Raw genomic sequence first — 13,415 nt, forward strand, 5'->3', positions numbered from 1 at the left:
GTGCTTGTGAGTGTTAATCTGAGAGTGGGTCATGAAGATTCCTGCTTTCTTGTCTGGTTGCACTAACAAGAATAGGTCTTCATGGCCTTTTTGGTCTAGTCGCTAAGGTGTTGCACTTGAATTGTAAACTGGGGGGATCTAATAACGGACTAATATGCGAAAACATTTTTGCGTTGCCGATCAGCTGGTCCATGTAGGACGCACCTTTGTCGTTAAACTCTTTTAGATATAATCTTAGAGCTTGACGCTTAGTAATAGAGCTAAGGCTACCACTTACAAGTGCGTCATAATTATTCAGGAGAAATTGGGTAATTGCTGTGGAGTTTGGTTCGTTTCCTTCCCCCGTAAAAATATCAGTCAATTCTTCCCATTTGCTTTGTGCTCCATCTGTGGTCATGCCTGCCTGTGTGGCTCGCTGGAGATATTCCGTCTTTAGCAGATCAATCAGTGTCAAAGGAACGCCTTTGGAATTTAATGATGAAAAAACTGCAAATGCATCAGCAGTATCGCCTACCGAAATTCTGAGCATCTCCGCAGCGTTCAGTCGGTCGTAGAAACTTTTGATGTCTTCGATGCTGTGTATTCCTTCTGGATCATTCAAGAGGCCAAGAATTGACTTATACCTTTTGGCGAAAGCGCGACTGCCATATTTTTTGGGCTCTTCTTTATTGATAATCGCCAAGAAACTCTCATAAACTTCAGCATCTCGATGGAGAAGAGTCAAGCGAGGTTTGCCATCGTACATCAGCTTACGCTTTATATTAGACTTTAACGTTATAATATCTTCCAACTGAGCAGCCTCAGTAGGATTCTGGTTATTCAGTGTCTTTTGAAGGTCACTTAATCGCTGATAGATCGCGAGAAAGATGAGTGAAATAGTTGTCAGCCGCTGCTGACCATCTACTACATCATAACTATTGTTGTCATCAGCCCGTTGTTGGACTAATAAGTTGCCCATGTAGTATCCCTTAGACTCATGGATAATATCATCAACTAAGGTCTCAATGTTGCTATCCGTCCATGAGTAGTTTCTCTGATAAGCAGGGATAACGTGTGTTAAGTTGCTTTCAATAGGAAACAGCTCCGATATAGGCTTCGTCTCAGGCGTGATTTGCATAATTACCCTCCTATTTTCCTTGTTATACCTCACCGTGTCTCGTTTCTTTCTCCTGTTATAGTTTACCCTTATTTCTTCTTTATTGTCTAAACACCTTTAAAAACCACACAGTGAGGATACCTAACAATAGCCAATACAAGATTTGACTAGTGTTTCACGGCTTTTACGGCTGCTCCAAACCGTCGCAGTCCTTCCTCAACCTTGCTCCTTGGCGCCCCCAGGTTGAACCGCAAATGATTGGCCCCGCCATTGCCATACACACGCCCGTCCATAATGGCGACATTTTGCCCATGAACCATCTCGTGCTGCAGCGCTGGCATGGTAATGCCAAGCGGTGAGGTATCGATCCAAGCGAGGTAAGTCGCGGCCGGAATCTGGTAATCCAGCCCGACCTCATCCTTCAGATACTTTTGCAACAACTCGTAATTCCCGTCGATGTAGTCGCACAGTTGGTTCAACCACTCCTCTTGGTGGCTGTAGCACTCAATCGTCGCCAGCATCCCCAGGTACGGCACAGACGACAGCGCGCTGCGGTACTCGAGGCCGTAGACGAACTCCTCGCGGTCGCGCGGGTCGGGAATCAGCGCGTACGAACAGCCGAGCGCGGTGACGTTGAACGCCTTGCCGGCTGAGGAGATGACGGTCTTTTGCACGGTGAGCTGGTCGAAGTACGCGGCCAACGAGTGCACAATGGTGCCGCGGCGCACAACACCCATGTGGATCTCGTCGGAGATAATGGCGACGTGATAGGCGTTGCACAGCTCGACAATGCGCTGCATGTCCTCCCCTGACCAGGCGATGCCCAGCGGGTTGTGCGGGTTGCAAAGCAGGAACACGGCCGGGTGCTCGCGCGCAAAGTAGGCGTCAAGCTTATCCCAGTCGACGCCGTGGTTGATGTCGAACTCCAGCAGCAGCCGGTGGTTGGACGTCACGGTTTTGATGAACGCGTCATAGCACGGACTGAACGTGACAACTTTATCGCCGGGCTGGCTGAACTGCTCGAGCAGCTTCGCCAACGTGAAAATGACGCTGGGACTGTACACGATGGCGTCCTGATCGATGGCCACGTGGTAGCGGCGGTTGAACCAGCCGGCGATGGCGCCTTTGAAGGCCGGGTTGTCCCAGTGGGTGTAACCGAAAATGCCCTTCTGCGACGCCTTGACCAGCACGTCACGCACACCAGGCGCGGTGGCAAAGTCCATGTCGGAGATGGTAAACGGCAGGAGGTTGGCCTCGCCAAAGCGCGTCTGCACGTAATCCCATTGGTCCGAGTACGTGCCGTAGCGATCGATCACAGTGTCAAAATCATATTTTGTCATGGCTGCCCTCCCGCTGCTTGGCCGACGCCACTGGGTCGACGATTTGCTCGAATGTGTACGCGCCGGCCTCATAATCAAAAATGGCGATACCGCAATTCGGCATTCGCTCGTTAAGCACCCCGGCTGGGGCCCGCTGCGACAAAAAGCTGTGGGTGGCCCCGGCGTGCGACACCATCAGGACCTGAGCGTCGTCTGGCGCCGCGGCCATCAGGCGGTCGACAGTCGCCACCACTCGGTCAATAGTAGTCTGATCCGCCTCGCCGCCGTATGGCACAAAAAAGTCGCCATACGGAATGGCCGGATTCAGATACTCCGGCTGGCCTTCGAAGCGGCCAAATCCATGCTCGCGCAAGCCTTTTTCTCGGGTGTACGTCAAGTCAGTCACCAGTTCCAAGGTGTCCGCCGCCCGCTCAGCAGTGGAACAGTGCGCCTCGGTCAGCGTGACGTGGTGCGCGGCGAACCACTGCCGCGCCGTTTTCGCCTGAGCGATGCCGCGGTCGGTCAGCGGCGAGTCGCACCAGCCTTGGATCCGGCCCAGCACATTGAACAAGGTCTCGCCGTGGCGCATCAGATACAGTTTTTTACTCACGATCCAAGCCCTCTTTTACTTCAGATAATCCTCAAGAAACCCGCAGACGCCAGAGGCATCGTTGTCGACCGGCGTGACCGCGTCCGCGGCGGCCAGGACCTCTGGGTCGGCGTTTTTCATTGCCACGCCCAGGCCGGCTTCGCGGATCATTTCCAGGTCGTTGCCGCCATCGCCGAACGCCGCCATCTCGCTGAGCGGAATGTTCAGCACCTCACCGAGTTCAGCCAGGCCCGCGGCTTTGTGGCGGCCCGGCTGGATGATGTCGATGTCGCCGTGGCCGGAACTGGTCGGCACCGCGATGCCGGCGAAGGCCTCGTTGTACTTATCGAGGTACTCCTGGGTGCGCGCCGGCGGCATTTTCGTCGCAAACTTCATGATTTGATCGTCGGGTGCTTCCAGCGTGTCCTGCAGCTGCAGGCGGTGGTAATAGCGGTGCATTTCATTGATGAACGCCGGGTCCTCACTGCCGCGGATGTGCGCGGTCTTCACGCCGCACGCGATCGCCGCAAGCACGGGATCGGCGGTCAGGTACTGCGTGATGGTTTCGGTGGCCTCAGGGCTGAAAGTATGCACGGCGTAAGTAGTTTCGGCGTCGCGAATGTACGCCCCATTTTCCGCGACGTAAATCGTGTTCGGATAGTCAGTGAAAAATGAGCGCAGCTGGTAGTACTGGTTGCCGCTGGCCACGACGAAGCGAATGCCGAGCTCGGTCATGCGCGCGTGGACCTTGGCGAACCGCTCGCGGTCGTAGTCCTGCTGCGAATTGAGAAAAGTGCCGTCCATATCGACGGCGACGAGTTTAATCATAAGTTCCTCCTAGTGGTGCCGTTTTCATTCTCTTATTGTAACAAACTGAACCAACCTGGGCGGATATTTCCAGCGGCGAATGCAGTCAAAAATGCCGCGCCACGCAAAAAGTCACTCGCTGCACACGCGAGTGACTCATTTAGACATTTGCGTCATCATTTTGACGTGCACGGTGGCGTCTAGGCTGCAGTGATCGTCCCAGTGGATCTCCAGCGATTGCATCGTCGTCGCCAGGCGCGCCCAGATTTCTCCACCTTTGGGGTCCTGAAGCAGGTGCCAGCCGGCTAAAATACGGTAGTACTTGTTGCCTTTTTTATCCACAAAATCGGGCAGCTTGTATTCAAGTTTGGCCGTTTGCAGATTGAAAATCACCGCCTCCATCGCCTCGGTGAGCACGACATTTTGGTCGAGCGCCTGGAACGCATATGGCCGGCCCATCATCATCAGGACAAACGACACCAGCAGATCTGGCGCGTCGGCGCAAATCGCGCGCGCGACCGCATAGCTCGCACGTATCCCCCAGGCTCTGATGTCACCGAGTTCACTCGGGATAAAAGTCAGCTCACCGATGAACAGAGTGCCTTCTGGATTCGTGACGGCTTTTTGCATAATATGGCGCGAGTTGGAAATTGTTTGGCCTGTCGCCACGACCGCCAGCGCGTGGACAATTCGATAAGGCATCTCGGCCAGCTCGGCCTCCCCGCTTTTTAAGGCGGCGATCATGTCGGTCGTCAGCTCGGTCGCTTCTGCCAAACACTGCAAAGAGTAATGACTGAGCGCAAACTGCGCAAGCTTTAGTTCCGTCAACGCGGCGCCTCCCGCTCTCAATTTAAATTATCATAATCAAAATGAGAAGCGTTGTAAAGACAGCTGTTTGACTCGTAAAATTTTGCTTGTGGCTACTTAACTTGGACCCGCGCCGCCGCGTGTGAAAGCGCCGCGGCAAGTCGACGCACGCCCGGTTCGATGTCACTGATTGCCGGCGCCGCATAGGTCAGCCGCGCGCCGTTTTGTGTCGTGTGGCTGGGCGCCAAGTTGCGGCCAGGTACCACGCTGACATGCGCCGGCAGCAGCACCTCGCGCTGAAGCTGGGTCATGTCCAGGCCAGTTGGCCCCTGTAGCCAGAGGAAAAAGCCGCCGTTCGGCTCGGTGACGCTGTAGTCTGCTGGTAAAAACTTTTGCAGCGCGTCCAGCATGACGTCCCGCTTGTCGCGATAAGTCTCGCGCAGCTCGGCCAGATGGGCCGGAAAATCCACGCGTTTCAGGTACTCGGTGACCCCGCGCTGAATCAGTGCACTCGACTCGACATCGGCCGCACCCTTCAGTGCCTCAATGCCGGCCATGATCTCTGGGTCAGCAATCAGCCAGCCCAGGCGCAAGCTCGGCGACAGAATCTTGGACATACTGCCAAGAAATACGACGCGCCCCTGGGTATCAAACGACTTGACCGGGGGCAGGCTCGTCCCTTCGTAGCGCAGGAACCGGTACGGACCGTCTTCCAAGATCAGGACATCGAACTGGTTGGCCAGCCGCACCAGCGCTTTGCGTTTTTCCAAACTCATGACGGTGCCGGTCGGATTTTGAAAATCAGGCACCGTGTAAATCATTTTCACCGAATGCGTCATGAGGATTTTTTTCAAGGCGACCAGGTCCATGCCGTCGTCTTCCATCGGCACTTCGTAGTAATTCGGCTCGTATTGGTTGAAGGCGGCCATCGCGCCCAGATAGGTCGGGGCCTCGACCACCAGGCCGTCACCGGGGTCGATCATCAGCCGCGCGGTGAGGTCGATGCCCTGCTGCGCGCCCTGCGTGATCATGATGTGCTCGCCAGTCGTCTCGATTCCGTCTGCCTGCATCATCGTCGCCAGCTGATCGCGCAGCGGCCGGTAGCCCCAGCTGTCAGCGTATTGAAACGCCGCCGCATTGGCCATCGCGTGATCCATCGCCGCCTGCAGTTCCGCCTGTGGGAACATGGCGGGATCCGGGTAGCCGCCAGCAAAGGAGATCTGCTGCGGGTCCGGCGCCGTGTACAGATCATTCAGCCCGGCATTTTGAGTTTCAGCAACGCGCTTAGCAAACTTCATAGGATATCGACCTTTCCGATTGGGATTATCTCTATCGTAGGCGCTTGCTAGGGTTAAGTAAAACTCATCTTTTTACATTTATGATGAAATTACTTCATTTTTGAAAATGAGCAATTCCTACCCTGACGTAACAATTCCATGAGAGCCCCCCTCATCACGGTTTAATCCCCTGGTGTTAAGCTATTTGTCATGCTTATCACAGTTATCGGAGGGATATTTTCTCATGAGTTCCAAGTCTAAGGATGAAGGCGAAGGCGGCAGCGTCCAGCGCTCGCTTAAAACGCGCCATCTATCGATGATCGCGCTCGGCGGCAGCATTGGCACCGGGCTATTCGTCACCAGCGGCTCGACCATCGCCACGGCCGGCCCGGGCGGCGCGCCGCTGGCCTACCTGGCCATCGGCGTGATGGTGTATTTTCCAATGACCAGCCTCGGCGAAATGGCGACTTACATGCCGGTGTCCGGCTCATTTGCCGAGTATGCGACGCGCTTCGTCGACCCCGCGGCCGGGTTTGCGCTCGGGTGGAATTACTGGTTCAACTGGGCGATCACACTGGCCGTCGACATTTCCACCACGGCGATTCTCATGCACTTCTGGCTGCCGCACATCCCCGGCTGGATTTTCTCGGTCGGCTTTCTGACCCTGATTTTTGCGCTGAACATTATCTCGGTGAAGGCGTTCGGTGAGACCGAGTACTGGCTCGCAATGATCAAAGTCGTCACGGTGCTGGTGTTCCTGGCGGTCGGGATTCTCACCATCGTCGGGGTGCTGGGCGGCGGTCCGGTTCTGGGCATGCGCAATTTCATCACCGGCGACGCGCCCTTCCACGGCGGGCTGCCGGTGGGCCTGTCGGTGTTCGTCGTCGCGGGATTTTCATTTCAAGGCACGGAGCTCATCGGCATCACGGCCGGCGAATCCGCGACCCCGGAGAAAAGTATTCCCAAAGCGATCAAGGAAGTCTTCTGGCGCATCCTGATTTTCTATATCCTTGCCATTGCGGTCATCGCCGCCCTGATTCCCTACACGGACCCGAACCTGCTGGGCGCCAGCGAAACCCACGTCGCCATGTCGCCGTTCACGCTGGTCTTCCAGCGCATCGGCATGGCCGGCGCGGCGAGTCTGATGAACGCGGTGATCCTGACATCGGTACTGTCATCCGCCAACTCGGGCATGTACGCATCCAGCCGCATGCTGTGGGCGATGGGCTCAAACGGCATGGCGCCACGCATTTACGGTAAAACGAACCGGCGCGGTGTGCCACTCCCGGCGCTGCTCTTGACCACGCTGGTCGGCGCGCTGACATTTCTCACCAGCGTCCTGGGCAGCAACGTCTATCAGCTGCTGGTCGCAGCCAGCGGGCTCACCGGCTTCATTGCGTGGATCGGCATCGCCCTGTCGCACCTGCGCTTCCGCCGCGCGCTGATCAAGCAAGGACACTCGGTGGATGAACTCGTGTATCACGCCAAGCTTTTTCCTTTCGGTCCGCTGCTGGCGCTGGTGCTCGGCCTGGTGGTCATCATCGGCCAGGACATCCCATCACTCAAAGCCTTCGCCTGGGACAAGCTGCTGATCTCGTATATGTCGATTCCCTTGTTCGTGATCCTCTTCACCTGGTACAAGGTCAAGCACCACACCCACCTGATTCCGCTGGACGAAATCAAACTCAAGGACTAACGCTAAGTTGTCGGCCGCGTGCTGACAGCTTTTTTTGTTCATCGGAAAAATCTGCCTTTGCACCCGGTCAACAATTGGTGTAGGGTAGCTTTCGTTAGCTCACTAACGAAAGGACGATTCAGATGCAAAATTTTGGGCGGGTCATCAAACAGGCCACCAACCAAATGAATAAACACATGGACACCTACGCCAAGCAGTTCGGCCTGACCGGCACGCAGATGTCGATCATCGATTTTGTCGGCAACCATGGCCAGGTCTTGCAGCGTGACATCGAGGCCGAGTTCGCCATTCAGCGCTCCACCGCCACGCTGACGCTGCAGCGCATGGAGAAAAGCGGCCTGATCAAGCGCACCGCATCAGCCAGTGACGCCAGGCAAAAAGCCGTGAGCCTGACGCCAAAGGCCACCAAGCTGAAACAAAAAATCACGGCCTACATTCAGGGCCAACAGCAGGCGATGGAACAAGCCTTCACCTCTGCCGAGCAGGCCGTCTTCAACCGAATGATCACCACCTTCATCCAGCTGAACGGAGGCGCCCATGAGTGATTCTGAACGCATTCGCCCCCGCGTCATCGGCGCGGTGCTCGCCACTGGCATCATGTCGTTTTGCGGCGTGATCGTCGAAACCGCCATGAACGTCACCTTCCCCACGCTGATGCGCGAGTTTCACGTCGCCACCAACACTGTGCAATGGATGACTACCCTTTACCTGCTAGTGGTTGCCTCGATGGTGCCACTTTCAGCCACGCTCAAGCGCCGCTTCAAAAACAAGCCGCTGTTTCTGGTTGCCATCACGCTGTTCATCGCCGGCGTGGCGCTAGACGCGGTGGCCCCGCACTTTTGGGTGCTGCTGCTCGGCCGCGGCATTCAGGGCCTGGGCACTGGCATCGCGCTGCCGTTGATGTTCAACATCATTATTGAGCAGGTCCCGCAGTCCAAAATTGGCAGCATGATGGGCATCGGCACCATGATCACCGGCGTCGCGCCGGCGATCGGCCCCACATTCGGCGGGCTGGTCGTTTCGGCGTTGAGCTGGCGCTTCATTTTCGTCTTTCTGCTGCCGCTGCTGGTGCTCGCGCTGCTCCTCGGCCTGTTTTGCATCGAGCAAAAAGTGCCGACCACCAAGGCCAGCACCGACCTGCCCAGTGTGGCGCTCATCATCGTCACCTTCTGCGGCCTGATTTTCGGCATCAGCAACTTTGGCAGCACCCCGTTTTTGACCCTTAAAGTCGCCGGCGCAATGGTGCTGGGACTCATCGCTTTGACCCTGTTCATCTGGCGGTCAGGCCACCTCGAGAGCCCAATCATCAACCTAACACTGTTCAAAAATGCCGCGTTCACCAGCCACATCCTGGCATTTGCCATGCTTCAGATCAACGCGCTGGGGCTGTCCTTCCTGCTGCCGAACTATATTCAGCTGGTCGATGGCGGCACACCGCTGACCGCTGGCCTCATTGTCCTGCCTGGTGCTGCAGTGGGTGCGCTCCTGGCGCCGTTAAGCGGCCGTCTGTACGATAACGTCGGGCCCAAGCTTCCGCTGCGTCTGGGCAGCGCCATCACGCTGCTGGGCATCATTCTCATGGCCGCAGTGCCGCGGCTCACGGATCCGTTGATTTTGGCACTTTACCTGGTCTTCATGATCGGCATCGGCCTGAGTATGGGCAACCTGATGACCAACGGCCTGCGCCAAGTCGCAAAAGCCGAGCAAACCGATGGCAACGCGATTTTCAACACCACGCAGCAATTCGCCGCCGCGGTCGGCACCAGTGTCACCGCCGCGCTGATTGCCGCCAGCCAAAAGACCGCCGCCACCGTCGCGCAAGGCACCATGACCGGCGCCTTGCACACCCTGATTTTGCTGGCCCTCCTGTGCGCTTTGGGCCTCGGGTTGATCGTTCGCGTCACCCGCAGGCACGCCGCTGACTAATATCACAAAAAGCTTGCCACACCGGGGATTTTCCCTGGTTGTGACAAGCTTTTTGATTACGCTGAATGATCAACGCCGGCTTAGAAAAAAGCGAAGACGCGGCCCGAATCAGGCCGCCGCTTTGGCCTGGGTCCGCCGCGTCGCCCAGATCAGCAGCGCGAAACTCAGAACCAGGACACCGCCAAGGACGGTGTAAGTGTGCGCGCCCCAGGTCTTGATGAACTGACCGAAGAAAAAGTTACCCAGCGGCTGGACCCCATCGTACACCAGAAAAATCAGCCCGAACACGCGGCCAAGCAGCTCACGCGGCGTCATGCCCTGCATGAGCGTGGCGACACTGCTGAACATCTGCGAGTTGACGAAGCCGTTGATCAGCGCCAGCGCGAGCCACAGGAAATGCGTGAGGTGGAACCCGAGCCCCACCATCAGCACGCCGATGACCAACTGCTCCGTGTAGACTTGCATCACCGACACACGCTGGCGCTGCAGTGACAACACGGCACCGCCCAGCAGCCCCCCGCACGCATTGATCAGCAGAAACGTGCTGTAGGCGCTCGGCCGTCCGGCATACAGATGGTCGGCCATGTACGGTGCCGCCAGCAAGAACCCGGCCGCACAAAAGTTGAACGCCCCGAGCGCCAGCATCATCAAAGCCAGCTGGTGATTGCCCACCACGTACTTCAGGCCATAGATGGTGTCTTTGATGGGGTCGCTGGCATCCTCACCCGGTTTGAACACCGGACTGTTCAGCGTCCACACCAAAAGCGCGGCCACCACGTAAGACCCCGCATTGATCAGCAGAAAGCCCTGAAAGCCGAGCCGGCCAGTGCTTAAAAGCAGGCCGCCAATCAATGGCGAAAGGATGCTGGCCATGCTGAAAACAGCGTTAGCGATGGCATTGAACCGCTGAAGCGCCGGCGCTTCGATAATATCAGGCGTGATGGCTTTGGCCGCGGGAAAGTTGATGGTGGTCATGAGGTCCAGCACACTGGTGATCAAAATCAGCAGCCAGGTCTGCGGCGCGTTTGGGTCGATCAGCCAGGCACCGAACACACAAATGGCGGCGGCAATCGCGTTGCAAACGAGCATGACCCGCTTGCGGTCGTGATGGTCGACGATAACCGCCGCCAGGAAATCACCAAGGAAGAACATGGTGCCGCCGACACCGGTGATCAGGCCGATGAGCTTGGTGTCCCCGGTCTGCTTAACGACCAGCCAGTTGAGGCCGAGCAGGTAAATCGCACTGCCAAGCTGTGAAATGAATGGACTTAGAACCAGTTGAATACTAAAGCGATGTTTTTGCATAACAATAATTATATCGCAGGCCCGGTAAGCGTGCATCACCCCCGCGCGCTTTTATAAAATCAGGCTTCGGGTTCGCAACGGGGAAGTGGCTAGCGACGTACGAGGCCTCGCCGCTAAAAACCGGCGGCAATGCCTCGAACTAGGCTACCCATTCCCCTGCGCACCATACAAAAAAACAGCACCCCGCGCTTGCGGAATGCTGTTTCATAATACTGATGATTAGTCGAGGATCTCAGAAACGACCCCGGCACCAACAGTACGGCCACCTTCACGAACGGTGAACTTGGTACCCTTTTCAAGGGCAACAGGCGCGATCATGTCGACTTCGAAGGTAACGTTGTCGCCAGGCATAACCATTTCAACGCCATCAGGCAGTTCGATCACACCAGTAACATCAGTGGTGTGGAAGTAGAACTGAGGACGGTAGTTGGAGAAGAATGGCGTGTGACGGCCACCTTCTTCTTTTGTCAGGACATAAACTTCAGCCTTGAACTTCTTGTGGGTCTGGATCGAACCTGGCTTAGCCAAAACTTGGCCACGCTCAACCTGATCACGGTTGATCCCACGAAGCAGGACACCAACGTTGTCGCCGGCTTCGCCAAGATCCAAGGTCTTACGGAACATTTCGAGGCCAGTAACAACTGACTTCAAAACTTCGTCGTGCAGACCAACGATTTCGACTTCGTCACCGATCTTAACCGTCCCACGGTCGATACGACCGGAAGCAACGGTACCACGACCAGTGATGGTGAAGACGTCTTCAACAGGCATCAAGAAAGGCTTGTCGGTGTCACGAACTGGCGTTGGGATGTACTCGTCAACGGTGTCCATGAGTTCCTGGATAACCTTTTCTTGTTCTGGATCGCCCTGCAGAGCCTTAAGCGCTGAGCCACGGATGACAGGAATATCGTCACCAGGGAAATCGTATTCGGACAGCAGTTCACGAACTTCCATTTCGACCAAGTCGATCAGTTCGTCATCGTCAACAAGGTCTGTCTTGTTCAGGAAGACAACGATGTAGTCAACGCCGACCTGACGAGCCAGCAGAATGTGTTCGCGAGTCTGTGGCATTGGGCCATCAGTAGCGGCAACGACCAAGATCGCACCATCCATCTGAGCGGCACCAGTGATCATGTTCTTAACGTAGTCAGCATGCCCAGGCGCATCGATATGTGCGTAATGGCGCTTTTCCGTTTCGTATTCAACGTGGGCGGTGTTGATCGTGATGCCACGTTCCTTTTCCTCAGGCGCAGCATCGATTGATGCGTAGTCCTGTTCCTTGGCCAGGCCTTTAGCAGCCAGGACCTTGGTGATCGCCGCGGTCAGAGTGGTCTTACCGTGGTCAACGTGCCCGATGGTACCAATGTTAACGTGGGGCTTTGTGCGTTCATAGTGTTCTTTTTCAGCCATGAAAAAACGAACCTCCTGTATTTTTTTCGTAAAGACACAGGCGCAAAAGCCCGTAATCCTTTACGTTCTATAGTACTACATTCACGCCGAAATACCAAAAAGATATTTCGACTGGAAATGAATTCCGAAGTTGATTATACCAGAACCCACGGGTTTGTAAACAGCTGGCCGTCAAGTTTTCACCCTTTACACGTGAAAACTGTCTGCTGCTTACTTGGCCATTTCACTCAACTTAAGGGTCTGCTCGCCCAGCCAGTTGAACAAGGCGGTCTCCTCAGCGGTCACGCCGGCACCTTCTTTATTGAGGTAGCTGGTTGCAAAATGCTTGGGATCCGTCACGGACTGGTCGATGAACGGATACAGGTAGCCGAGTTCGAACCGCAGCGTCTCGACCGTCGCGCGCATCAGCTCGGGGTCGGTCAGCCCAATTTGGAGCTGCACCTGGTTGAGTACGGCCAGCAGGGTCTTGTCGTTCATGACCCCTGACAGCTTGCTCGGCACGACTTTGCCTTCAGTCTGGTAGCCCAGCACCTTGACCGGCTCGTCGGCTCCCACCGCCGTCAGCGCGTCCAGCAGGCTGACGCGAATTGCCGGGTGGACATCCGGATCAGTCAGGTTTGGCGTGGCCGCGGCGATCATGCTGGCTTTCGGCAGCCGGCCGAGGTCTGAAATCATCGTCTCCTGCGTGTGGGCATCGAACCCGCCTAGGTGGCGCAACTTTTTGGCCAGCTGGTTGATCTCGTCCCCATGCGCAGACATGTCCGCCTGCTCTGCGTCTGCGATGCGCTTGGTCAGGTCCGCTTGTTTTCGCCCGTCAACATGGTGCAAGACTGCCCAGGCGAAGCGGTAATCCGGCAGCGCCAGCAGCACGTCAAACAGCACGTTAATCGTGCTGTCACCGCTGAGAAAATCCTCCATGTACTGACTGACGTACGGCAGCGCCAGGCTGGGCTGCTTGAGGCCGACATAAGACTTGACCAGCGGCCGGGCAACCTCGAACACCGGAGTTTCCTTGTAGGCTTTTTCCAGGTGGGCCACCGCGCTAGCGTAATTCTTCTTTTGCAGCGCCGAAACACCCAGAGTCAGGTGGCGACTGGCATTGTTGGGCAACGGGACAATTTTGGCCATGTTTGTTCTCTCCTTTTTGCTTCTTATCTCATGATAACAGTCCTCACGCCTGCTG

Annotated in this window: 12 protein-coding genes; 3 read left to right on the forward strand and 9 right to left on the reverse strand. The window is 56.2% G+C overall.

Annotated features, from left to right (window positions below; translation table 11 throughout):
• Positions 1-79: 79 nt before the first annotated feature.
• From JUE30_RS07090 to JUE30_RS07115, 6 genes are all read right to left on the reverse strand, one after another.
• Positions 80-1,117: a DUF262 domain-containing protein gene (locus JUE30_RS07090; protein ID WP_203624243.1), complete on the reverse strand. Its 1,038-nt coding sequence runs from the start codon at positions 1,115-1,117 to the stop codon at positions 80-82.
• 146 nt (positions 1,118-1,263) lie between these two features.
• Entirely contained in the window at positions 1,264-2,436 is a 1,173-nt protein-coding gene (locus JUE30_RS07095; protein ID WP_203624244.1) for a MalY/PatB family protein, read from the reverse strand.
• Positions 2,423-3,025 (reverse strand): histidine phosphatase family protein, encoded by a 603-nt coding sequence (locus JUE30_RS07100; protein WP_203624245.1) that lies wholly within the window; start codon positions 3,023-3,025, stop codon positions 2,423-2,425. The genes JUE30_RS07095 and JUE30_RS07100 overlap by 14 nt, the downstream gene beginning before the upstream one ends.
• A 15-nt stretch (positions 3,026-3,040) precedes the next feature.
• Positions 3,041-3,832 (reverse strand): Cof-type HAD-IIB family hydrolase, encoded by a 792-nt coding sequence (locus tag JUE30_RS07105; RefSeq protein ID WP_203624246.1) that lies wholly within the window; start codon positions 3,830-3,832, stop codon positions 3,041-3,043.
• A 135-nt stretch (positions 3,833-3,967) separates the two neighbouring features.
• A complete protein-coding gene (locus JUE30_RS07110) occupies positions 3,968-4,639 on the reverse strand; it encodes a hypothetical protein (RefSeq protein ID WP_203624247.1) in 672 nt (223 codons plus the stop codon).
• A 92-nt stretch (positions 4,640-4,731) separates the two neighbouring features.
• Positions 4,732-5,916 carry a PLP-dependent aminotransferase family protein gene (locus JUE30_RS07115; RefSeq protein ID WP_203624248.1) on the reverse strand — a complete coding sequence of 395 codons (1,185 nt, stop codon included), beginning with the start codon at positions 5,914-5,916 and terminating at the stop codon, positions 4,732-4,734.
• 223 nt (positions 5,917-6,139) lie between these two features.
• Between JUE30_RS07115 and JUE30_RS07120 the strand changes: the two genes are divergently transcribed.
• The 3 genes from JUE30_RS07120 (at position 6,140) to JUE30_RS07130 (ending at position 9,517) form a co-directional block, all read left to right on the forward strand.
• Complete coding sequence (locus tag JUE30_RS07120; RefSeq protein ID WP_203624249.1) at positions 6,140-7,591, forward strand: amino acid permease; 1,452 nt, start codon at positions 6,140-6,142, stop codon at positions 7,589-7,591.
• Positions 7,592-7,713: 122 nt separating this feature from the next.
• The gene (locus JUE30_RS07125) at positions 7,714-8,136 is read left to right on the forward strand and encodes a MarR family winged helix-turn-helix transcriptional regulator (RefSeq protein ID WP_203624250.1); all 423 of its coding nucleotides are present in this window, start codon (positions 7,714-7,716) and stop codon (positions 8,134-8,136) included.
• Positions 8,129-9,517 (forward strand): MFS transporter, encoded by a 1,389-nt coding sequence (locus JUE30_RS07130; protein WP_203624251.1) that lies wholly within the window; start codon positions 8,129-8,131, stop codon positions 9,515-9,517. The genes JUE30_RS07125 and JUE30_RS07130 overlap by 8 nt, the downstream gene beginning before the upstream one ends.
• A gap of 108 nt (positions 9,518-9,625) precedes the next feature.
• Here JUE30_RS07130 and JUE30_RS07135 read toward each other — a convergent pair whose 3' ends face one another.
• From JUE30_RS07135 to JUE30_RS07145, 3 genes are all read right to left on the reverse strand, one after another.
• Complete coding sequence (locus JUE30_RS07135) at positions 9,626-10,822, reverse strand: MFS transporter (protein ID WP_203624252.1); 1,197 nt, start codon at positions 10,820-10,822, stop codon at positions 9,626-9,628.
• Positions 10,823-11,041: 219 nt separating this feature from the next.
• Positions 11,042-12,232 carry an elongation factor Tu gene (gene tuf, locus JUE30_RS07140; RefSeq protein ID WP_203624253.1) on the reverse strand — a complete coding sequence of 397 codons (1,191 nt, stop codon included), beginning with the start codon at positions 12,230-12,232 and terminating at the stop codon, positions 11,042-11,044.
• A 210-nt stretch (positions 12,233-12,442) separates the two neighbouring features.
• Positions 12,443-13,360, reverse strand: coding sequence for a hypothetical protein (locus JUE30_RS07145; RefSeq protein WP_203624254.1), 918 nt, complete (start codon positions 13,358-13,360; stop codon positions 12,443-12,445).
• Positions 13,361-13,415 lie beyond the last annotated feature (55 nt).

Source organism: Lacticaseibacillus sp. 866-1 (genome assembly GCF_016861825.1).
Taxonomy (GTDB): Bacteria; Bacillota; Bacilli; order Lactobacillales; family Lactobacillaceae; genus Lacticaseibacillus.

Excerpts from the sequence above, each read along its gene's own strand:
- JUE30_RS07090 (WP_203624243.1), bottom strand. The coding sequence starts at position 1,117 with ATGCAAATCACGCCTGAGACGAAGCCTATATCGGAGCTGTTTCCTATT.
- JUE30_RS07095 (WP_203624244.1), bottom strand. The coding sequence starts at position 2,436 with ATGACAAAATATGATTTTGACACTGTGATCGATCGCTACGGCACGTAC.
- JUE30_RS07105 (WP_203624246.1), bottom strand. The coding sequence starts at position 3,832 with ATGATTAAACTCGTCGCCGTCGATATGGACGGCACTTTTCTCAATTCG.
- JUE30_RS07115 (WP_203624248.1), bottom strand. The coding sequence starts at position 5,916 with ATGAAGTTTGCTAAGCGCGTTGCTGAAACTCAAAATGCCGGGCTGAAT.
- JUE30_RS07120 (WP_203624249.1), top strand. The coding sequence starts at position 6,140 with ATGAGTTCCAAGTCTAAGGATGAAGGCGAAGGCGGCAGCGTCCAGCGC.
- JUE30_RS07125 (WP_203624250.1), top strand. The coding sequence starts at position 7,714 with ATGCAAAATTTTGGGCGGGTCATCAAACAGGCCACCAACCAAATGAAT.
- JUE30_RS07130 (WP_203624251.1), top strand. The coding sequence starts at position 8,129 with ATGAGTGATTCTGAACGCATTCGCCCCCGCGTCATCGGCGCGGTGCTC.
- JUE30_RS07135 (WP_203624252.1), bottom strand. The coding sequence starts at position 10,822 with ATGCAAAAACATCGCTTTAGTATTCAACTGGTTCTAAGTCCATTCATT.
- tuf (WP_203624253.1), bottom strand. The coding sequence starts at position 12,232 with ATGGCTGAAAAAGAACACTATGAACGCACAAAGCCCCACGTTAACATT.
- JUE30_RS07145 (WP_203624254.1), bottom strand. The coding sequence starts at position 13,360 with ATGGCCAAAATTGTCCCGTTGCCCAACAATGCCAGTCGCCACCTGACT.